Here is a 22,447-nt window from a genome sequence, read left to right on the forward strand (position 1 = left end):
TTTATACCTGAGTATCCTCTATAACTTTTTTTACAATATTGCTTTTTTTTCTTTTTTCAATAAAAACTAAACTAAAAAGACTACATATTAAGATAAATGGAATAGAATACTTATATAATTTATTAAATGATGATGTTATTTCTTTTTCAGAATATTGATGTATGTTTTTTGAAGTAGAACTAATCTTAGCTTGAATATGTTTTAGGTTATTATCAACCGCTTGTGTTACTTGTTCTGTTACCTCATTCTTTTTAGTCTCTCTATATTCTTCTGGTATTGCATTTAAAGCTAAGGTAACTTGTCTATTTATTATCGCTTCTCTTTGTTTATCTGAAACATAACTATTTAGGGTGGAATTACTATCTTCCTTTTGTACTTTTATACTCTCTGAATTAATATCTTCATTTACCTTTTTTAAAATTTTCTCTTTATCCGAGTTATCTAAATTCAATTTATCTACCTGTACTTGCGCATATTGATATATATTATTTTTGCTCTCTTTGATGTTATGATTTAAACTAGAGACAAAAATAGCAACGGCTAACACAATTCCCACTTGTCTAAGCATAGTGGTTACACTTTGAGAAGCTGTTAATAGTTCTCCTTCAAAAGAAGAAGCTGCTAAAATAGTAACTGGCCCTACCAAAATACCAAAACCTATACCTAATAACATACAAGGAATAATAATATCCTTACTAGTAGAGTTGATATCAATATGTTGTAACAAATAGTAAGATCCAGCCATCAAAATAAAACCTATTAATATAACTAATAATTTCCCTAATTTTTTAAGAAATACAGGGGCTAAAGGTGAAAATACAAAGATCATTGCAGAGATAGGAGTAATTAGTAGAGCAGCTCCTAATTCAGTTTTATTTTGTATCTTAGTTAGAAAAGTTGGGAGAATCACGGTTACTCCGACCAAGAATATATTACTTATGACAACTACCAGCGCTGAGCCTACAAAGATACGGTCTTTAAAAAGATTAAGGTTTATCATTGGATCGGAAACTGTCCGTTCATATCTTATAAAAAGAAGAAGGAAGACCACACTTCCAAGAAAACAGGTTAGTGATTTATAACTCATCCATCCCCACTCATTTCCTTTTACCACCCCTACTGTTAGAAGAGTAATAGCAACACTACTAGTAACTAAACCAAACCAGTCAATCTTAGCCGGAAGCTTTTTCTCATTTCTTATAGGAAGTATCTTCAAACATAAAATGACGGCAAGTATACAAATAGGGATGTTAACAAGGAATACCCATCTCCATCCTAGGAACTCTGTAATTAGTCCTCCTATCGCAGGACCTAATGCAGCAGATAGTCCCTGTGTGACTCCTAAAATTGCTAGAGCTTTTGTTCTTTTTTCCATACTAACCGAAGAAACACCAATCACCATACTAGTTGGAAATAAGATAGCAGCCCCTACGCTTTGAAGAAAACGAGAACATATTAAAAATTCCCCACTATCTGCAAAAGCACATAGTAAAGAACCTATTCCAAAAATTAAAAGTCCTAGAATATAAATTTTAGCTTTGCCAAATATATCTGCAACGCGTCCTAAAGGGATAGAAAAGACAGCAATAGATATCGTATAGATATTTAATACCCATGACATTTGCTCTAAAGTGGTTTGCAAGTCTGATTGTATTGCAGGAAGGGCTATATTCATAATAGTAGTATCAACCATACATAAGAAAATGCCCATCGACATTAAAAAAACAATTTTCAAATTATTACTTTCATTCATGAACTTAGTCTCCTTGAATTTTATATCTATGTTTGTTAAATCAATGATTCTGATTTTGAATTAGCTAAAACGCCCTCTACTTGCTTTAAACTTTCTTTTAACGTTTTCACCTGGGCATAATAACTAGAGACACCTACATCTAAACAAATTTTTTGAGAAAAAGTTAAATTTTCTTTCCAGTCTTCATAATTGTTTTCTAACCTTTTAATATCGTCTTCCTTTTTATTAATTTCTTCTATAATCCACTGCTTTAACTGTTCCATACTGCTGTATTCTCCAAAATACATACGCAATAAAAAGTCAGAATATAAGATTTCTTCATCTACCTTTTGTTTCATGTACATTTGAAATTCTTCTCTTCCTTCCTCCGTAATGTGGTATTCGTTTTTATTCGGCTTCCCCTCCTGAATGATTACTTTCTTTTCAATTTTTCCTTCCTTCTCTAAAGTCTTTAAAGTTGGATAAATCATTCCATAGCTTCCATCAAAAAAATGTGAAAAAACCTCTTGAAAGACTAATTTTATATCATATCCAGCCATGGGTTTTTTTGATAAAAGTCCTAAGATAACACCTTTACTCTTCATAATTACACCTCTTAATTTATATTCATTAAATTAATATTAATATTGTTAATATAGATTTAATGAATATATTTATACCATATATATATTTATTTGTAAATATTTTCTTTAGAGGATGAAAAGTTCTTGAAGCTCTAATGATAAGAACTGCAGTAAATTCTAAAAAAAATAAAGGGCCAATATTCCACCTAATATTCAAAAAACTAGGTATATTCTACCCACATCTAATCATCACCTACTGTAGTAAGGGTTCTTTTTTATTTTTCGATTGGACAGGCAAGCTTACTGCAGTAGCTACATAGTATCTAAAGAATCACGACTTCGTTGCCTAATCAGTATCTGGTTCAGTATCGCTACCGCGTTAATACAAGCTGGATACGCGTAGTGAAGCCCTTTGTGGAACCTGTAAGGGAGCTGAGCCGAAGAGGCGAATGGGGCGACCGGATGCACCTTTTTGAAAAATGCTATACACTAAATACGAAAAAATAAACATTTTACGAAGTAACGCACATGAACAGCAAAATGAATCGTTAAGTGGTTTCTAATTTGAAAAATAGAGCCATTCTTTATAAAACCACATCAAACGATTGTGCAAACTGCTAAAACAACGTATTCTTAAACTAGAAAAGCAATAAAAAACGCATAAAAAAGGCTTTTTTTCGTGTTTATTTAGCTGATGGAGGAAATTGGTTATGCAAGATAAAATACAGGTTATTGAGGCTAAAAAAGAGGCGTTGGAACGTCAATTAGAAGCAATCAGTAACGATTACTTTGATGATCCTGAGATAGTTGCGCAGATTGAGCTTGCGATTCGTATTTATGAAGATGTTCTTTCTATCCTTAGTGAACCCTCAGAAGAAGAAAAGAGCTGGATAGATACCTTAGATGGTCCTAGTTTAAAAGAAAGTGATATCGCCAATTTAAAGGGTTTTAAAAAAGAAAAAAACGGAGTCATTACCTTTCAATTTACCATTCACGGAGAAGTGCATGAAGCGACTGCAACTTACGTGGAGAACGTACTTAACTTGAATACCGTTTCAAAGGTTGGAGAAGAAGACATGATTTCTTTATCTTCCAACAAAGATGGCATCCGAAATCTCCTACATATTGAACAGCTCTTAAATAGCATCATTGGAACGCAGCGTACTTTTTCAAGCAAACCATAACCCCATGTTATAACTAAATAACATGGGGCTTTTTAATTAAAAAAGTCGTTGATATCTTTGTTTTTATCAATTTTTTTCACTGTATCTATGATTTTTTTTAGTATTTTAGGTGTCGGTATGTAATCTTTCTTATTACACAAGCGCCAAACGGTATTACGTGAAACCTTTGCCCGTTCTGCAAACTCTGTTTGCTCAATACCTTCTCTGTCGAGCCACTTGCCGAATTTGCTACGTTTTGGATTATTCCATGGTAACATTTCTACATCACTCCTTTTCTATTATCCTGTCCAATTTTCACCTACTTTAACCTGCTTTCATCTAGGTGAAGCGAAAAGTGGGCATAAAGAGGCAAATTTTGAATAGAATAGAAGAAATTAAGCCAATTTATGTATCTTGTCGATATTTTTGGAATAATCATATAGCATGAATACAGTTAAGACCGCCTTATAAACTAATACATAATGGGCGGTCTTTGTTGTGGGTATGTTATGATTTTTAACTACTTAAAAAATAGAAAATCCTACTTAAAGGAGAATCATCTTCTTTACAATGATAAAAATGATTAAAAAGCTATCTTTATATTAGAATATTTTTTTTGTTTTTTTATATCTATTCCAAGTAATCATACCAAATATACACAAAAATATGATTGAAAAATCAAGTTGAACCTAACGAACAGTAAGTTAAACTTGATTTATAAGAAGCACATTTTGATATCGAATAAGTGAACTTAATAGATTAATGGGTTTAACTAACAATACCAAAGTCTTTGTTTAATCTAATTTATGTTGAACTAAAGGTCAACTAAAACGGTGATATATCATCGTTATGCTATATATATAACGCTATAGTGGTTGTAACGGGTTGCGATACAAATTATCATTAAATGTTATTTTAACAAACTTCATTAACCGACACATCGCTATAACGAGTAATTTTCATCATAAAATACCCTTTTAAACGCTATAACGTAAAAAAGAAGAGTGTGCTAGTATAAAAAAACAAAAAACCTCAGATTGCCTCTGAGATTTAAAAAGGGTTTATGAAACGTATTTTAGATTTTATATTTCCCTATGCAAGTAACAAAAGAGGTTTTACCGTTCCCTTATGTTCTCCCAAACAAACGAGCGATAAAACCTTGTTTCTTTTGCTCTTCTAATTTGTCTGTAGCAGCTGCGATAAGTTTCATGGATTCATTCTGTTCTTCCCGTTGCTCTTGAAGCATTCTTATACCTTCCATAAGCCGATTATCGCGATCCATTAACCTTTTATCCTGTTCTTCAAATTTCTTTTGTATATATGTATCACGTTCTTCAAGACGTTCTGATAATAACTTAATGAACTCAGTCTGTTTGTTAATAAGTTCTGTTTGTTCATCTATACGTTTGGACAACGCTGCCATATCACCATTATGATGGTCATTTTGTGTTTGATTTGCTGTAACGGGTACTGCTATACCTTCTCCTTTAAGTATTGGTACGAGTTCGTTTGCAGCTTGTTCTAGCGTCATGCTAGTGTTAACTTTAGCACTAATTAATCTTCGAATCGCCATAATGTCTTTATCACTATATTGTCTATGACCTTGATCGTTTTTACCAAAACTCCATCCGGCTCTTTCAAGCTGATATGCATACTTTCGTAAAGTAGATTCTTTTATAGCTAGCATAGCAGTCAAATCGCTTGGTGAATAATACACTTTTGAATAATTATCTTCACTCGACATAGCGACCCTCCTTTGGTTTCACTTGTTGTTTGATTCGCTATAGCAGCAGTACAATCCTTTCTATCATAACAAAATAACAACTATATAGAGTAGTATTTTAGTTTGTTGATAATAAAAAAAAGACCTATTATAAACTTAACAATAGGTCTCAAAAATTTCTCTTAAATTTTGGAATGTAAAAGAGGAGAGACAATACGCTCATTTGATAGGTATGTCTTTTCCTTTGAGAATAGCTTTATTCCCATAATATCAGGGTGAACCTGTACGTTTACGGAACGATAATGTAAACCGTAATTTTTTATAATAGAAAAAGAATTATTACATTTATTGATTTTTAGGTATTAGAATTTTTATAAATTCTTTAAAATTATCAGCAATTTTTGAAGTAACTGGATCACATTCATATGATTCTTCGTAATCTAAGAAATCGACAGAAGGATTGTTTTTATCGTAATGAAAGTTCAAGCACAAATAATCTCCCCATGCCAATCTTGCAATAGGAATTAATTCAGAGCCGATAATATCTTCACTATAAAAATTCCGCCCTTGTTCTCCAAGAGAGGTTTCACAGCAATCTATATCATATTCTCCATATGGATGCTCACAGAAATCTTTAATAATACCTAAAAAACGATGAATTTGACATCTCTTATTGAGTGCCGTTAATGGTGTTGAATCTGAAATTTCACAGCTATTATAGTTTTTCAAGAATTCCTTATATTCGTTTGGAAATTGGACACGAAAATAACCTTCAAGTTTCGTAATGTCCTTATCATTTGATGATGGACTTACAATACTTTCCTTAACAATGCTCATGCTTCAACCCTCACTTGTAATAAATAATCATATAAAAGCAATTAACTACTTTTGATATTCATAGACAACAGGAACTTTGTCCATTTTAACGGTTTTGGCCACAATATAACGACGATAGCCATCTTTCAATATCTTCGATTCTTTCTCAATCGTTAAAGGCTTGTCAAGGTGTCCTGTACGCTTCACAAATTCAACGACTTCTTCTGTTTTCACAGGGTTTGGACGTGTCTTTAAGAAGGCTTCAGGAACGGTTATCTCGTCAAAGTTCACAACATCCTGTGTCCCTTTTGGTTGAGTCGGCAACTGCTTCTTTTGGGGCGCAGCCTTTTTCTCTTGTACGGGCGCTTCTTTCGCTTCTGGCTGTATAGTTTTCGTTTCTGTTGCTACAGGCTGAGAGACGGAATCTTGCTTTTCCTCCTGCTTGGTAGCTGCAACCTCTTGGTGTGCCTTAGAAACCTCTTGTTTCGCTTCTTTTTTATCGTTTGACTCATTGGCTTTTTTATCGTTTTTATTCGGGAGAACGGTGATTTGAAAGCAGATGATACCAATTTCTCCAGGGCACTCGTCAATGGGAATATCTAACGTTGGTTCCCCTTGAACTAAGATCTTTTCATGCATAATACTCTTTTTTGTCAGTCCGGTTTTATTGAAGGCTTTCTTGGCAACAAACACGGTATACGAAATAAAGGTGCTCTTTTTCAGACCTTTCGGCGCAGAAGGTGAACCTTTTTCACGCATATCAAAGGCAACGTAGCGATCATATTCTCGTAATGGTCCTGTGGCAGAACCTGTTAAGGTCATTTTATGTGGCATAGTGATCTCCTCCTACATAGATTTATATATTAGTTATTTAGAAACATGTTCTAAATAATAATACTCTTAGTAAACAGCAGCTTCCAAGGGATTTCTTCACTTTTTGATTACGAAACGGTGTCCTGTAATTGGGCATGTTCGTGTAATAAAGCCTGTTCTTCAGGTGTTAAAGCTTGTCCTAGATCCTGTTTTAGCTGCGCCATTTCTAACGAACTGTACGTAGTACTGTGCTCTTTGAGTAAGTTTTCTTCTTCTGGCGTTAGTTCTTGCCCTAAATCTTGCTTTAACTGAATCATTTCAAGCTGTTGATCCAAAGAAATAGTTTCTTCTTGTGTACACTCATTTTGCTCCTGTTCAGCTTGTAACCAAGCAGGAACCAATTCCTTACGGATGATATGTTTAGGCGTAAATAAGGCTGTCTTAGCTTCAGTATGTATGTCTGACTTAGATGCTTGTTCTTCTGTATTCCCTTTTAGTAGATTGGTAAATTGATTGTAAGCAATTTGATAAACAAGACGGCACATGTCATCCAGGGATAGGGTAGTACCCTTATGGTTTGCCTCATGGACATATTTATCTAAGCCTACAATCGCTGTATAAGCGACTTCATGTACTTGTTCTTTTATAATCTCAATCTGTGTATCTCGTTTTACTGCTTTAGCTGCATTTTGAATACGCGCATAAAAATCTTTTAGTTGATGACCATACTTGCCTGCATACACATTATTTACTTTTTTAGGCACACCTTTGATATAAGCAAATGACTGAGAAGCAGATATTAAATGATTATTTAAATGATTTTTAGGTAAATCAAGGTTAATAAAGGGGGACGATGTTTTTTCGTCCTCAAATCTTGGTGTATCAACGTTTTCAGCACGTTCTGGACTTGTCACAGGAGTTGTCACAGGAGTTGTCATTTCTTCTTTTTGAAGCGTTTGGATACCTGTTGTGTCATGGTCAAAAAAGATTTCCTCACAAATTTGATCAAAATTTGTATGGCTTTTAAGGATAAATACATAGCTATCAGGATGAGCACCTGTTGTATCTTCTTTGATATAACGTGCCACGATCATAAAAGGCGTTTCCTTTAATGATTTTACAAAGCGAGAAACGGTACTTTGAGATACATCAAATTTCTGCATAAGTGTTTTTGATTGAATGGCTTGAATACCTGTAGCCACAAGGTTATAAATCACGTAATCTAACATTTCCATCCGTTTTTTAGGGAATACTTTATGTAAGGCCAATTGTTGTTGTTTAAAATGAGTACGAAGTGTTTCTAAAAACGCTTCTTTCTTTTTACGAAGGGTCGGTCTTTCTTTCCATAACCATTTGAATCGTCCATTGAAGGTATTTACATCTTCTAAATAGCAGGTAAAAAGCTTTGTCATTTGTTCATCTTCTCCTTTAAGGAACACAAAAAAGACACTGTCTCCCTGAAGAAAGGAAAACAATGCCGTGATTTTGATGAACTAAGCCCTTGAAATAGATGTCAATTTCATATAAAATAAACCCATAAAGTTTATTTTATAAAAACTAACTCTATTAACAAGAGACTTCGACAAGTGTTTTTCCTACCGTAACTAGGAGGAACGGTTTAAGAGTGCGCTTACACTACTTAAACAGTTGGAGTCTTTTTTCTATCCGCACGTTTTTGTTAGTTTTATTATAGCGTTAAGTAGTCTTATAATTCAATAAAAATTAGCAAAATATATCAAAACAAGTATATTTAGCTACGAGTGATCCTATATTGCTGTAGGAATCACCTTTATCATATATGAGTTTTTAAGAGTAGGGGAGGGGAAAAAAGTTTCCCCTCCTCAAGTTCTGTAAAGTATGTTATAATTTTAGGTTTTTAATAATATTGATAATTTAGTGAATTAGTACAATTTCAATGTTAAGGGTAAATGGGCATTCTGGGTAGTGCCATTTTTTATAGTACTTTTTCTGAGAAGGGACTATAAAAAATGACACTATGCAAAATTTCAAAAGTATGATAAAGGCAGCCTCTACTTATAAATATAGAAGCTGCTTTTTTTATTAATATGTGAGGAGAAAATGGTCCTATTGGAAAATTAGGAGCCCCAAGAGGTGAGCTTATTTATGAGAAAATTAGTGCAGTTCCATTCTTTTTTTGTTTATATTTGAATTGATTACAAATGTCAGATATAGCGTCACCAGAATATCTAATTTTGTTTTTAGCATGTAATCTTGAATGTATTAATATGTGACTATATCGAGTGAAATCCATCCGGCCTTTCTATTCATCATCCCCATAATTCCTCATCACTTCTTTTAACATATCATTTAAGCTTCTCATAGAAATTACACAACGTTCCATCGTCTTACTTTGGACTTTAATTAAATTTTTAAGAGGTCCTTCTCGGTCGAATTGTTGATTAAAATAGCTCATGTGTGAACCTAATTCTTTGAAAATCGCTGTCATGATTGACCATGTTTCTTTATCCACTCATCAAATTTTTTTACAACAATAGCATCAGCATTTCTTATTTTAAGTTCCATATTTTATTCGAACTTCTCAAAATAGTGGTGCTCTTTTAAAAATAGAGAGAAGAGCATAAGGGGTTTTTGCCCCCACAGGCTGTGTGGGGTTAGGCAGAGCCTAACAAAACCTTGGGTACAAAGAAATGCTTGCAAGAACCCCCTCAGCGCACCCTCGAATTAAAGAACAGTCCCTTCACCGCACCTTCAGTGATTGCAACATCTGTTTCAGGAACCCCTTCACCGACCCTTCATAATTGATAAATGTCCCCTCGAGGGTCACTTCATTTTGAATTGTTTTTTGAAAAGATAAGACAGAAGTAAGCGATCTTTTTTTATTTTTGTTCACACGTTCATGATCAAAACGTCCATTTGTTTTTGCTTACAATACAAGCGATTTACGCGTGCTTTTTTATCACTTATGAATCAGTTTTTATTCTATAAAAGGTGACTCTTCTAAAAAATGCAGGTTCACAGGACATTGATATTAATTTTTTTATGTTCACATGAGTTAGAAAAAGATTTTGTGAAAAAAGAAAATAAAAAACTATGGGAAAGCCAATGCAGAATCAAAAATCGCGATAAAAAAAGATGCGATTCAATCCAGTAATATAAGCATTCGACTCTATGAAGATAAACAAGAAAATTTGCAAGAAAAGCTGAAAAAGTTGAACGAAAAAGAACGGAATTTAGTCATGAAGTGAAAAAAGAAAGGGGACGCAAAAGGGACTAAGGGTAAAAATGTGGAATTTAAAGGAAAAAACAATCCCTGAAAAATGGTGTAAAATGCTAAAAAAGGGACGTAAAAGGGACATGAAGAGCTTTTCTTTGATATCACGATTTCGCTAGGCTTTGCCTAGCCTATCACCCTATGTGATAGCAAAAACCCCTTATGCTCTTCTCTCTTTTGTAGTGGGGAACCACAATTTACAGGATAGGAACGAATGTCATGGATATGTTTTTACAAAATATCGATCTGATTGCCGTTAAAAAAATAAATGAAATTGCGAAAGAAAAGAACATTTCTTCTTGAGAATTTTTAAAAGTCAGCTTAAAAAGGAGGGATGTACTAAGAGAGATAAAGGATTATGACAAAGGGAGAAAAGAGAAATTATAAAATGGATTCACGAAATTTTTTGCACGGAATATTGGAGCACATTCTACGGAAAAAGGAATGCAGCACAAGAAATGGAACGTAAAAAAAAGCAAAAGTTTGAAGGCGAAAGAATCTTCTTTTTTCATACTCGGAAGATAGAAGGGGGAAGAAGCAGCAGGAAAACCAGGTAATCAAAATTTGATTATTATCAATAAGTACTACAACAAACTTGCTTATTTTCACAATGGCTATATTGAAGTATTTGATCCAGTAGCAACGGGTAAAACATGGGGAAAACGTCTGTTGGATTTTTTTAAGTCGTAAATAAGATTAAAAGTCGTCCTTATTATACAGGTCATATATATAATATAAAGTTTTATGTAATGTCTCTCTTCTTTCTTCTTAAATATTCTTTCTACTCTTTGTTTTTTCGACATTTTTTATACCTTTTCTTTTTTATAATGTAAAGTACATAGAAAGCATAAGACCGGAGGAGGAACGCAGATGAACATGGTAGCAGGTGTAGAAATAAGAGAAGAAAAGAAGGACCTAAATGATGAAGAGATTGTTCAAGCGTTTCAAAAAGGTGACGAAGACGTTTTCAATGTACTCGTAAGGAAATATGAGTATTTGTTATGTTTGAAAATAAAAAGTTACTTTCTATTAGGAGGGGATAAAGAAGATCTTTTACAAGAAGCGAGGTTAGGGTTATACAAAGCTGCGCGCGATTTTAAAACAGAGGGGAAGAATTCATTTAGGGGATTTGCTGATCTATGCATTACACGTCAACTCATCACAGCTATAAAAGCAAGCGCCCGTCAAAAACATTCCCCTTTAAATAATGCCCTCTCTTTAAACATACCTAGGAATTCAAAGCGATTGGAAGATGATTTGATTCTTATGGAGATGCTTCCTCACCCACGTGCTGTAAGCCCCGAACAAGCTACCGTAGAAAAGGAGAATAAAATAGAAAGGGAACAAATGTTACAGGAAATACTGTCACCTATTGAAAAAGATGTATTGGCTCTATATTTGAAGGGGCAAACGTATATGCAAATCTCTCAAAACCTACATCTTCCTCAAAAAACAGTAGATAATGCGCTTTACCGAATTAAGAAAAAAATGAAGTATCAAATGCAGTACCTATATTTACAGCAATCATCTTGACAGACGTGGATAAGTTTCTATGAGCTATTCGTTCTAAATTCATACAACATTATTGCATAGATACTACTTTTTTCTTTTATATATTCTTTTATTTATAATAAGGATAACGATGAGTAAGCTAATAGAAGGTGATGGGAATGAAAGGACAACAATGGAGTACAAGGTTTAATGATGTAAAAGAGACGATCCAATCAATTATCTATACATGGAATCCCCTCTCTTTGCATGCTTCCGAGGAATATGAATATGAAGCTACATGGATTCTTCCTATGGTATACAAAGTACCAAACGTTGAGAGTCTGGCGATTGGGATAACAGAAATATTAAATCAGTCATTTAATAGTACGTTAACAAAAGAAGAGTGTATAGGAATTGCGAAGCAAATCTGGGAGCAGATAAGAGAATAGATAAACTTACGCCTGTAGTTAGATAGGTGCTTGAAATGAAAAGATTCTTCACCCTAAGCACCACTGGCGAGACGGGTTATGATATACACCCTTAGTTACCATAATCACTCTCTCTGAAACAAAGCAAACGAAAGAACTCTTATAGAATAAGAGTTCTCTGAAGGGTTTTTTTATTGGATATGCAATTCTTACATATCCTTGACATGACTCGATTTTCTCGTTTACCAGTTGAGAGGATAACGTACAAAAAGTCTGCAATATATACATATACTTGTACATAAAAATATAGAATTTATGGTAAAAATGTGCTATTATTAGTCTGCACTTGTCAATTCATTATTTGTTATACGTGTGAACCCTAGCAAAAAGCTATCTCATTCCCTGTTTTGAGATAGCTTTTTTATTTTTACGAAAAAGTTTATTATGTTACCTGAAGAGTGGCTTTTAGCAGGGTTTTACCTTTTTAAGTCCAAATAAGATACTAATAATGGTTTAGAAAGCGATTGAAGGATGCAGAAATGGAGGGGAGTAAGTTGCCTAACAGAGAGTATCCATACTATTTTATGAAATTAGGTAAGCTATATTACGTATATCATTCGTATAAGAACGTAAAAAAGAAAGAGGTATCCAGTTACGAATTCACAAATGATGAATCGTTAGCATTTCCCATTGATGAAGAGTCTGCTAAACAATTGGCAGATGAATGTGGAGGTTATACTGTAGTGAAAAATGCTACGTTTAATGATTATATCAGCCAGGGAGAAAGATGGAGTCATTTTATAGAGCGCAAAAAGAAGAACATATGGAGAATCTATATCATTAACTGAATGATAAAATTCTTTAACTACTATTTATTTTGATGAAAAACAAACAGTTTCATTATAAAAGTACAACCACACCTTTTAGAATAAAATATGGTATGTTTTAATTCTAAAAGGCGTGGTACACATATAGTACAGTATCAATATCATGTAGAATTGAATACTGTGAAAGGTTAAATACTTAGCTTAATGAAGGGACTGGTTCGGTTTTGAAAGACGTAACAGCGACTTCAGCAAATGTATTACCCCAATTGACAAGTAGGTATTGTGATTTAACGAATGGTCCTCTCGTTATGAACCGTTATACGTAACGAAAGGGCCTCACATGGGCAAATGAACATGAGAATTATTTTTAGCAAGAGAGGGGAGCCTGCGTCATTTTTGATGCAGGCTCTTTTTATGTTGAAGCTATAAAGTAAGGTACATAAGGTATTGAGTCTGAATATTGTTTATAGATACAAGTTCTACTTAATTTGAATAATTGTTGATAGATGTAATGTTTTGTAGATAACTTAGTTGCTCCCACATATTGAATATTTATCCTATATCAAGTACAATAAGTTGAATATAAGTTCAACTTAAAAGATGAGGTGTTTATAAATGAAAATTTCACGTTTTAATAAAGACTGCGGTAACTCTGTTGATATGAACATTATGGATGGATATCTATTTGATTTTCCAACGAATGTAGTTGAACTTCAAAAAGAAGCAGCCGACTCCTTTTTCACAGATGCGGTTACAGCTCCAGAAGAATTTAAGAAGCGCATTTTACTTTCTACAACCATTGAGGGCGAAGAGAAAGAGCGTTATTTCTTAGTAGGTGACATTGCAGCTAGTCAATTGCTAGCTAATAATCACATTAATAAATTACATAATAAAATTACAAGTCATATTCCATACATCACTTTTTTAGCTGCCATTGCGTATTACCATGCGTTACATGCGAAAAATAAAAAAGACAATACAATTGAAATTGACTATTTTTCTACGATGTTACCAATCTGGCTACTTAAGAAAGAGAGCACATTTGGGGCAGCTCAAAAAGCCATGGCTAATCGCTTTTTAGGCGACCATTCGTTTACTGTGCATACACCTGGATTTGAAAATACCTTAAAGGTAGTAGTAGAAGAAAGTGCATGCTTAAAAGAGGGAGAAAGTGCACGTTTTGCGTTAAAAAAAGACTTAACACTTCAAGATCGTGAAGATGCGAATGAGTATGTAGAATGTGAAACGGTCATGGTGGATATTGGTGGAGGTTCCATTGATGTGGTTATTCTACCTGAAGGGTTGAAGGCTGCCAATAGCCGTGAATCGTTCCAGAGCATTGAAGGAATTCCGTATTTAGCGCATATTGATAAATTGCGCAAAGAGAAATTCCTAGAATTGTTTACGGACTTACGTGCCTTTGATCAATTTATTCTTGATAACTACAGTAAGCAAAAGTTTGTATTGAAAAACGAGAATACAGGCGAATCCATTGATTTAACAAGCACAATCAAATCTTCACTACGAGAATATGTGGAAGTCTTATTGGCTAAATTAAATGATGTCGCACCACCACCAGCAAATAAACTGCGTAAGTATGTATACTGCGGCGGGGTAGCTCCTACTTTAGAAGTCGCTATCATGAATAGTATGCGTGACAAAATTGGAGAAGAACGTACGGAGAAGTATCATAAGGTTCCCCAAGATAGCCGCCATTTAAATTTATTTGGCTTAGAGATTCGTAGTATTGGTTACGTTCAAAAGAAGCAAGCAGCAGAGAAGAAAGCCGTTAAATCCTAACAACGTAGGTGATGGGGATGTCAGAGCGTCAAAATGCGTTTACGATTAAGACAAATCGATTGAGTGATGAAGTGTATAATAAACTAGCTAAATATGCAAAATCCCGCAAGTTAGGGGATTATATTTCATCTTTAATTCTGCGTGATCTAGATGATTCATCTACAGGAAGAAAAGCAATTGAAGACAAAAAAACCTACGAAATGTTTGAACATATCAAGAATGAATTAGCTGATTTAAAGGCATTAGCAAAAACGACAAGTTTTGTAGGAAACCATTCCTTCAAAGAAGAAGAGACTTCAAAGGTTCCCCAACTGAAAGAAGGAAAGATTGCAGATTTAGAAAATATATCTGGCTCATTAGACGATGACGACTTAGAAGAATATAACGATTTTTAAACAGTAAACCACTAGAATCCATCCTAGTGGTTTTTTCTGTTTTACATATCACTACACTCATAAGGTGGTGATTCATTCATCTTAGGTAGTATATAAACCATTTATATAAATATTTTTCTAGCTATGAAACATTTATGCAGCAAAAGCAAGCTTAAACCTGCTACTATTTTGGCAAGTTCCTTTATTTATCATAGGATGTAGTATTTTCGTGTGATAAAGAGAATAAATCCTTTAAGTCAATGTTTTCTATGTCCGTCACATAAGCTACAATCAAAAAAATAAAAATAATCCAGTATATGATTTTTTTCAATCCCCCCAACTCCTTCACTAAAAACAGTATTATGAGAAATACTCAGAATTGCAATAAATAGACATTTAACTGCGAAATAAAGGATATTTTTTCTGGTAGCTTTTTAGTAACATCATTTCAACGCTTCTGCACCAGAGTCCCCTTGACTGTGTATAGTTAATTTATGATTGAGGTTGTTTAATATAGATAGTTCGAAAAGGTACATCTATTTAGATGGTTGGAGGCAATAAAATCTTACGTGACAAGCGAAAAATACGGATACAGTGATAAGGCTATTATAAGGAAGTAACGCCCTTATTCCTTTTCATTTTATTGAATATGCTAGCAAAATAAGTGATATTTTCCAATTGAACTTGATTAACTACAATTGATAAATTAAAGGTTAAAAACCTTCTAAAAAAGCCACTCTTTTAGAGTGACTTAACTGAATTTTTATAGAATGTACGGATGTATAGGTTTTTAAAAGAAATGAGTATAATTTAGCGTTATATCACGGATATGACATCTTGTGTTTTTGTTAGTTTTAAAAGGTGGTTCACTGCATAGGCAAACCCATCTTCATCATTTGTTTTGGTTATTAAATCAGCTTTTTGTTGGATGTCTAGGGGAGCATTTCCCATAGCAACTGAAGTAGTTGCTACTTCGAATTGGGCAAGATCGTTGCCTCCATCTCCGAAAGCAAAAATCTCTTCAAAATTCAGATTCATCATCTGTTGGTAACGCAATATAGCTTTTCCTTTATGCGCTTCGTTTGAAGTGATTTCTACGTTATTAGGAAAAGAAGAAGCCATCGAAATATTAAATTGATCAGCTAATGCCCTTTTTACTTCGTCGACTTTTTCTAATTGCTCGTACTGTACCAAAGCAATTAATTTATAGATTTTAAGGTTGTCTTTATTTAGAATTTCATCGTAATTGTATTCTTGAAAAAGAGTGGCGAGCTCTTCCTTGCTTTTATTATGTAATGGAGGCAAAGTTGAAGGAAAGCCACCATAATTAGTGTATACAAGAATTCCTACACCAATTTTATTTAGAATTGAAAATATATTTTTATATGTAGAAACAGATATAGTTGCCTCATACAGCAATTCTCTTGTTTTTGAATATAAAACAGAACCATTAATACAAAAAATAGGAACTTCCATATTTTGTACCGCCTTCAGTTTAATTACGTCTGCATAGGCTCGGCCTGTATTCAAAATAATACTATGTCCTTGCTGTTGCAATTCTTTTAAGGTTTTCACATTTTCTTCAGATATTTCATGTTGAGAGTTTAATAACGTACCATCTAAATCAATTGAAATACATTTCATTGTTTAATCTTAAGTCCTTTCTCCTCTTTAGTCTTTTGTAAGAACTAAAGTTACCTTATTTTTAAAAATAACTAGGATAGCTATATTAAATCATACCTTCTCTAATTATAAAAATTCGGTATGAAACGTTTAATCCCTGCTTCGGGATCTGCTACCACTGAATCAGAAAGCGTTTTACTTTATAATCGTGGTAATTTCAGATAGTATAAAAGAGGGTCGTCAGCTATCTTGAAGCCTGGGAAAGTATAGATTTCATACATATAGCTCTATTGTAAAGAAAAAGTACATTTTGACTTTCAAACTATTGGGGGAAAGAAATCATGAAATTTTTTATTGATACTGCAAACCTTGAAGACATTAAGAAAGCATACAAAGTGGGCGTTTTATCTGGCGTTACAACGAATCCATCTCTAGTAGCAAAAGAAGGCGTAAGATTTGAAGATCGTATTGAAGAAATCCTTCAAATGGTGCCAGAAGTTGAATCTGTTTCAGCAGAGGTAACACCTGATGCAATTACAGCTGAAGATATGATTGCTCAAGCTGAAGAATTAATTAAAATTAATGATGGCGATAAAAATATTACGATTAAACTTCCTATGACGTTAGCAGGATTAGAAGCTACTCGTTATCTTTCTAAAAAAGGTGTAAAAACAAATGTAACACTTATTTTCACAGTGAATCAAGCTCTTTTAGCTGCTCGTGCTGGGGCAACCTATGTTTCTCCTTTTTTAGGACGATTAGATGATATCTCTGAGGATGGAGTACACTTAGTATCCAGAATTGCAGAATTATTCCGTGTTCAAAATATCGATTCTCAAATCATTGCTGCATCTGTAAGACATCCAGACCATGTAACTCGTGTAGCAATGGCAGGTGCTCATATCGCAACAATTCCATACTCTGTTATCGAGCAATTGGTAAAGCATCCTTTAACAGAACAAGGAATTGAAAAATTTGCAACTGATTGGGAAAAAGCTGTTAAAAACTAAAGAAATTTGAATTTTAATATTAAGTGTAATAGCTGATTGAGTATAATATTGTAGATATATTTTATTTTTTGTCATATGGATGCCTACGGGCATCCTTTTTTATTTCTCTTCTCTTTTCTTGCCTTTGCCTAAATTAGAATAATAATATAAATTTTTTCGATATATCTGATTAGAAGTTTATTCATAATAACTAATGAAAGTTACAATATGATTTTATATAAATAAAATTTAAAGTTATTAATAAAAGTAATAGTTAACGTATTTTATTAAAAGTAGTGTTATCTATTATATACCTTGTAGAAAAATGATCCATTTGTCGTCATCTAGAGTAAATATTAAAATCTTAATAATATATAAAGTACTTTAATATTTACTTACCAAAATATAAAACACAACTAAGGTTACTTCTTGAAAACAGATTTGATTGCAACATTTATTTTTAAAGATATATGTATATGAATCTACAAATCTGGCCAGACTAATAACGTATTCCCCCTTTTCAATAAATTTGAAAAACCTTTGCTTATATTAGCAAAGGTTTATTTTTTGTTCACTTAATTATGCGATTATAAATTGAACTTACTTTTTTAACTTATTTTGCTTAAAATATTTGGGCTAGGTTAATAGGCTACAAACACCACATAACAAAGCCAATGTACAAAATCCCAAAAGAGACAAATAAAACATATTTCAATATATGCAGACGTGTTTGAAACGTCATATTTGGTTCATTACTTTTCACTTCTTGATTCATTTCTAGTTACCTCTCACTTTGTTCGAAAATATACACATTTGATCTAAAACTAATATTTAAAACAAGCCCTATCAAACACATGCTGCTCATAAGAGAACTGCCCCCATAGCTTATAAAAGGCAAAGGGATGCCTGTAATAGGTAGAAGACCTATACACATTCCTACGTTCTCAAGAACATGGAAGAAAATAACGGATATGATTCCTGTACAAATGTACGTAGAATATTTATCTTTTGTATGAAAAGCTACCGTTATGATTTGATAAATTAATACCATAAACAAAAGGAGAACCAAACTTGTTCCCATGAACCCATAGTTCTCTCCAATTGCACTAAAAATGAAATCTGAATGTTTTTCCGGAACATACACAGCATAATGGGAGGTATCTCGTCCAGATATAGAACCTGAGCCAATGGCCTTTACAACCTGCATGTAGTTATAAGAAAGACTTCCAGCATATGATTCTGGGTCAAACCATGCATAGATACGATCAAATTGATAAGGGTGTAAATGAAGATACTTCTCCAAGAGGGCTGCATGATTCAAGACCATGTATAAAATGACCGAAGCCATTACTCCCATAGAAGCAAAGATAGGTAGAATCAATTTCCACGTGACACCTGAAACAAATACCATCATAAAGAACAAGAAGATCATAACTAATGCTGTTCCTAAGTCAGGTTGTTGCATAATTAAAAGAATAGGGGTAAAAAGGGTTGCACCCAGTTTTCCAATCAGCAGCAAATCACTTTGGACATCTCTAACTCTAAATTTTTCATTGTGCTGTTGAATCACTTTACTAAACGCTAATATTAAGGAGATTTTCATGAACTCGGATGGCTGTATGGAACCAATTCCAGGAAGCACAAACCAACTTTTCGCATTGTTTTTGAGAGGAGCAATACTTGTGGGCGAAATAATTAGCAAGATAAGAATAAAAATAGTAAAACCGTAGAAAAACCATGTGATTCGATTCAATTGGTCTTCATCAGGCCTCATCATCATGAAAATAATGACTCCGCCTACAACGTACCATTCCACTTGTTTAATGACGAAGTTTGTTGTGTACTGTCCTGTTTGTTGGGCATTAAAAATAGCGACACAACTAATAATAAAAAATAACAAAAGGGTGAAAGCAAGCCCATAATTAAAGCTTTCTGATTTCTTACGTTCCATCTGTAAAACACCATTTCTATATAGATTTGTTGATATCAATAATTAGACGCTTCAAACTTAAAATAGTTTTCAATTTTTGAGAAAAATTCACTTATATATACTTATATATATCGTAATTCGTTTGATTCAACTTAATGAGAAATACCCAAAGAAATAGTGAGTCTATTCCTGTGGGTATTAACCTGTCTATTTAATTTAGCTTTTTCTCTCTGTTATCGTAAATAATGATTTTATAAGACTCGCCTTTTATTTTGTCCTTCATTTCTTGTGTTTGAAGAAATTTCTTAATAGCTTCCTCAAGTCCATTGGCAAACTGCTTATTCTTTTCAGAATGACTTAATGAGGTGTAGATGAGTAGTTGTGGTTCAGCATGAACAGAATATCCGATTGTTTCTACATGATATTTCTCTTTCCCTACTAAATCCTCACCAACTTCATTAATAATATCTCCCCATTTCCCTTCTTGCTCACGTTTCTTGAGGTTTATTTTATATACTTTGATCGATATCTTTTCTTCTTTATTTTTAGCGAGCACATTGTTAACTATTTGTTTGACCTCTTTAATATGATTCTCAGTATCAGGTACCTCCAATTCCACTTTTACATCTTGATCAAACCCTCCAATAGTGGTAGATAACACATGGTAATTATGTTCTTTCAATTCAGTATTAATCTCTTTATCAATTTTGTCGTATTTTTCCTGACTAGGATTCGGTTTATACTCATATTGAGAAGGGTCATATCTTGTCATCTTGACTTTGTAACTGTCATAATGACGTGATTTTAACTTATTTCTTACAATTTTGTGAATATCATCTTTTACGCTCTTAAAGTATTTTTCTGACCCTATTACAGATATCTCAATCTGTTTCTTACCTCCATCATACGTTTGACCCAAGGAATCAATTTTATATCCTTCTTTCTCAAGCTCTTTATACAATACATCTGATATAGGTTCTTGCTTAAAAAGTTGTCCTAAGTAAGGGATCTTAGCAGCGACCTGAGCCATTGCTGGAGAAACAAATGCTGAACTAACGAATGCCCCACTTAAAATAACAAGTGCAATACCACAATAGACAACATTTCTTAGAGGGTGATTTCGTTTAGTGGAAAATATATTCTTTTCAGGTTTTACTGATTCTGATCGCTCTAATTGATCAATGGCTTCTAAAAGTCTCTGCTTCTGTTTTTGTTTTCTATTTGAGTTCCAGACCAACTCTTCATTTAATTTTTCTAGTGAACTATCATCCATAAAAGAATTAAACCGTTTCTTCATATATATATCCGTCCTTTACTAACTGCTTTCTCAAAGCAGGAATTGCCCTAAACTGTGTAGACTTTACTTTACTTTCGGACCATCCTAGGATAGTAGCTGTATCCTTAACAGAAAACCCTTGAACTTTTCGTAGTACAATAACTTTTCTGTAGGCTTCTTTGAGCTTTTTCAAAGCCTGATACAACTCTAGAGAGGTTTCTTTAAGCTCAATCATCTCTTGAGGTAGAGGATTGTTGTCTGTTTTTGAAAGAACAAAATCTTTCAAAAGACTTAAAGGTTTTTGTTTTCTAAAATAATCTATGGTGACATTATGCGCGATACGGAACAACCACGTTTTTTCACTGGAGTTTTGCTGAAAGGATTCATAAGAAAGGTAAGCTTTTACGAATGTTTCATGGGCCAAATCCTCAGCCTGCTGATAATCTTTCACCAGCATCAAAATAAATTTTAATATGGCATCGCTATGATCGTCATACCAACGCTCGATTTCTTCTTTTTTTATCTTTTCCAATATCCTGACCATCCTTTTAACCAATATTCGTTACTTAGACGAGAGTTTTTCAAAAAAAGTTGTGTTTTTTATACAAAAAAATAAAAAAACTCTCTTATTTGAGAGTTTTTAGTAAAGATCTTCATATTTTTTCTTTTCTATTTTGTAAAATAAAAATAGAAATATAATTTTTAAAAACTTTCACTCATGCAATAGGATATTGCAAAATTGCTATGTAAAGGTTGCATAACTGATGCAAATTTTGAGTACACTACTTGAGAAGTCTTTTAGGACTCAACTTACAACCTAATATTTATCAGTAGAAAAAGCTATCTTCCCTAAAGATGGCTTTTTCGTCTTGTAGTTCACATAAAACCATTTATAGGAAAGTAAACAAGGCATCTTATGAAATAGGATGCCTTGTTTACTCAATTTAAACGCTCTTTAACTTACTTTGTGTGACTAATTCATTCTTATACTTTTCTTCAAACCTATTAAACATAGAGATATTCGTTAATACTCCCATAGACAACATTAATAACGTGAGGGAAGATCCACCATAACTCACAAACGGTAAAGTTACACCAGTAATAGGTAAGATACCTGTTACTGCTCCAAGGTTAACAAACACTTGAATGCCAATCATAACTGAAATACCTATAGCTAATAATGCTCCAAATGGTTCTTTACACTTTTGTGCTATTCTTAGGCCTTTTATAATAATAAAAAACAATAAGCCCAAGACAATAAGTACTCCCCAGAAACCTAATTCCTCTGCAATAACTGCCATGATAAAATCTGTATGAGATTCGGGTAAATAACCAGCTTTTTGTACACCCTGTCCTAGGCCTAATCCTTGTAGTCCCCCGGTTCCTATAGCCAAATAAGAGTTAACAAGTTGGTAACCGTCGCCTTGTTGATTTTCAAATGGATGTAAGAATCCTGTAAAACGAGAAATACGTACTGGAGAAAAGACTGTAGCAATATGGCCAGTTACTAATAAAACAAAAAGCATAACTCCTATTCCTACTACTCCTAACATCGCAATCTTTAACATTGATTTTTTAGAAATACCAGAACATAAGACAATAGCTGCAACCATTCCTAAAATAAG

At 33.4% G+C, this 22,447-nt stretch carries 19 protein-coding genes; 7 read left to right on the top strand and 12 right to left on the bottom strand.

All coding sequences use genetic code 11. The features are described 5' to 3' along the window. Position 1 precedes the first annotated feature (1 nt). Together MKY06_RS30445 and MKY06_RS30450 are read right to left on the bottom strand one after the other, a co-directional pair. Positions 2-1,753 carry an MFS transporter gene (locus MKY06_RS30445; protein WP_340962368.1) on the bottom strand — a complete coding sequence of 584 codons (1,752 nt, stop codon included), beginning with the start codon at positions 1,751-1,753 and terminating at the stop codon, positions 2-4. A 35-nt stretch (positions 1,754-1,788) separates the two neighbouring features. Beyond that, entirely contained in the window at positions 1,789-2,337 is a 549-nt protein-coding gene (locus tag MKY06_RS30450; protein WP_340962369.1) for a PadR family transcriptional regulator, read from the bottom strand. 689 nt (positions 2,338-3,026) lie between these two features. Between MKY06_RS30450 and MKY06_RS30455 the strand changes: the two genes are divergently transcribed. Further along, a complete protein-coding gene (locus MKY06_RS30455) occupies positions 3,027-3,500 on the top strand; it encodes a hypothetical protein (RefSeq protein ID WP_340962370.1) in 474 nt (157 codons plus the stop codon). A gap of 32 nt (positions 3,501-3,532) precedes the next feature. Here the strand turns inward: MKY06_RS30455 and MKY06_RS30460 are convergent, their stop codons facing one another. The 5 genes from MKY06_RS30460 to MKY06_RS30480 form a co-directional block, all read right to left on the bottom strand. Beyond that, positions 3,533-3,757, bottom strand: a complete 225-nt coding sequence (locus tag MKY06_RS30460; RefSeq protein WP_047933701.1) for a helix-turn-helix domain-containing protein — start codon at positions 3,755-3,757, stop codon at positions 3,533-3,535. An 848-nt stretch (positions 3,758-4,605) separates the two neighbouring features. Further along, positions 4,606-5,223 (bottom strand): hypothetical protein, encoded by a 618-nt coding sequence (locus MKY06_RS30465; protein WP_340962371.1) that lies wholly within the window; start codon positions 5,221-5,223, stop codon positions 4,606-4,608. A 324-nt stretch (positions 5,224-5,547) separates the two neighbouring features. Beyond that, a complete protein-coding gene (locus tag MKY06_RS30470; RefSeq protein ID WP_340962372.1) occupies positions 5,548-6,039 on the bottom strand; it encodes an SMI1/KNR4 family protein in 492 nt (163 codons plus the stop codon). A gap of 45 nt (positions 6,040-6,084) precedes the next feature. Then, complete coding sequence (locus MKY06_RS30475) at positions 6,085-6,852, bottom strand: plasmid stabilization protein (RefSeq protein ID WP_340962373.1); 768 nt, start codon at positions 6,850-6,852, stop codon at positions 6,085-6,087. A 107-nt stretch (positions 6,853-6,959) separates the two neighbouring features. Beyond that, entirely contained in the window at positions 6,960-8,243 is a 1,284-nt protein-coding gene (locus MKY06_RS30480) for a replication protein (RefSeq protein WP_340962374.1), read from the bottom strand. A 2,711-nt stretch (positions 8,244-10,954) separates the two neighbouring features. On the opposite strand from MKY06_RS30480, the gene MKY06_RS30485 reads away from it, so the two are divergent. The 5 genes from MKY06_RS30485 to MKY06_RS30505 all read left to right on the top strand — a co-directional run bounded on the left by MKY06_RS30485 (position 10,955) and on the right by MKY06_RS30505 (position 15,025). Next, positions 10,955-11,617 carry a sigma-70 family RNA polymerase sigma factor gene (locus tag MKY06_RS30485; protein ID WP_340962375.1) on the top strand — a complete coding sequence of 221 codons (663 nt, stop codon included), beginning with the start codon at positions 10,955-10,957 and terminating at the stop codon, positions 11,615-11,617. Positions 11,618-11,754: 137 nt separating this feature from the next. Further along, positions 11,755-12,024: a DUF1871 family protein gene (locus tag MKY06_RS30490; protein WP_340962376.1), complete on the top strand. Its 270-nt coding sequence runs from the start codon at positions 11,755-11,757 to the stop codon at positions 12,022-12,024. A 533-nt stretch (positions 12,025-12,557) separates the two neighbouring features. Next, positions 12,558-12,851 (top strand): hypothetical protein, encoded by a 294-nt coding sequence (locus MKY06_RS30495; protein ID WP_258304274.1) that lies wholly within the window; start codon positions 12,558-12,560, stop codon positions 12,849-12,851. A 594-nt stretch (positions 12,852-13,445) separates the two neighbouring features. Further along, positions 13,446-14,630: an Alp7A family actin-like protein gene (locus tag MKY06_RS30500; RefSeq protein WP_340962377.1), complete on the top strand. Its 1,185-nt coding sequence runs from the start codon at positions 13,446-13,448 to the stop codon at positions 14,628-14,630. 17 nt (positions 14,631-14,647) lie between these two features. After that, positions 14,648-15,025, top strand: coding sequence for a hypothetical protein (locus MKY06_RS30505; RefSeq protein ID WP_340962378.1), 378 nt, complete (start codon positions 14,648-14,650; stop codon positions 15,023-15,025). Between the two features lie 795 nt (positions 15,026-15,820). Here the strand turns inward: MKY06_RS30505 and MKY06_RS30510 are convergent. Further along, the gene (locus tag MKY06_RS30510; RefSeq protein ID WP_116327399.1) at positions 15,821-16,648 is read right to left on the bottom strand and encodes an HAD family hydrolase; all 828 of its coding nucleotides are present in this window, start codon (positions 16,646-16,648) and stop codon (positions 15,821-15,823) included. 320 nt (positions 16,649-16,968) lie between these two features. Here MKY06_RS30510 and fsa point away from each other — a divergent pair, with 320 nt between their 5' ends. Continuing rightward, positions 16,969-17,637 (top strand): fructose-6-phosphate aldolase, encoded by a 669-nt coding sequence (gene fsa, locus MKY06_RS30515; protein ID WP_057274208.1) that lies wholly within the window; start codon positions 16,969-16,971, stop codon positions 17,635-17,637. A 760-nt stretch (positions 17,638-18,397) separates the two neighbouring features. On the opposite strand, the gene MKY06_RS30520 is transcribed toward fsa, so the two are convergent. The 4 genes from MKY06_RS30520 to MKY06_RS30535 all read right to left on the bottom strand — a co-directional run. Beyond that, positions 18,398-19,567: an FtsW/RodA/SpoVE family cell cycle protein gene (locus MKY06_RS30520; RefSeq protein WP_340962379.1), complete on the bottom strand. Its 1,170-nt coding sequence runs from the start codon at positions 19,565-19,567 to the stop codon at positions 18,398-18,400. A 190-nt stretch (positions 19,568-19,757) separates the two neighbouring features. Next, positions 19,758-20,843: a DUF4030 domain-containing protein gene (locus MKY06_RS30525; protein ID WP_340962380.1), complete on the bottom strand. Its 1,086-nt coding sequence runs from the start codon at positions 20,841-20,843 to the stop codon at positions 19,758-19,760. Next, entirely contained in the window at positions 20,827-21,354 is a 528-nt protein-coding gene (locus tag MKY06_RS30530) for an RNA polymerase sigma factor (protein WP_340962381.1), read from the bottom strand. Before MKY06_RS30530 ends, MKY06_RS30525 begins: the two co-directional genes overlap by 17 nt. A gap of 412 nt (positions 21,355-21,766) precedes the next feature. Next, a partial coding sequence (locus tag MKY06_RS30535; protein WP_340962382.1) for an FtsW/RodA/SpoVE family cell cycle protein occupies positions 21,767-22,447 on the bottom strand: 681 nt, incomplete at its 5' end.

This window comes from Priestia sp. FSL P4-0332 (genome assembly GCF_038005845.1).
GTDB lineage: Bacteria > Bacillota > Bacilli > Bacillales > Bacillaceae_H > Priestia.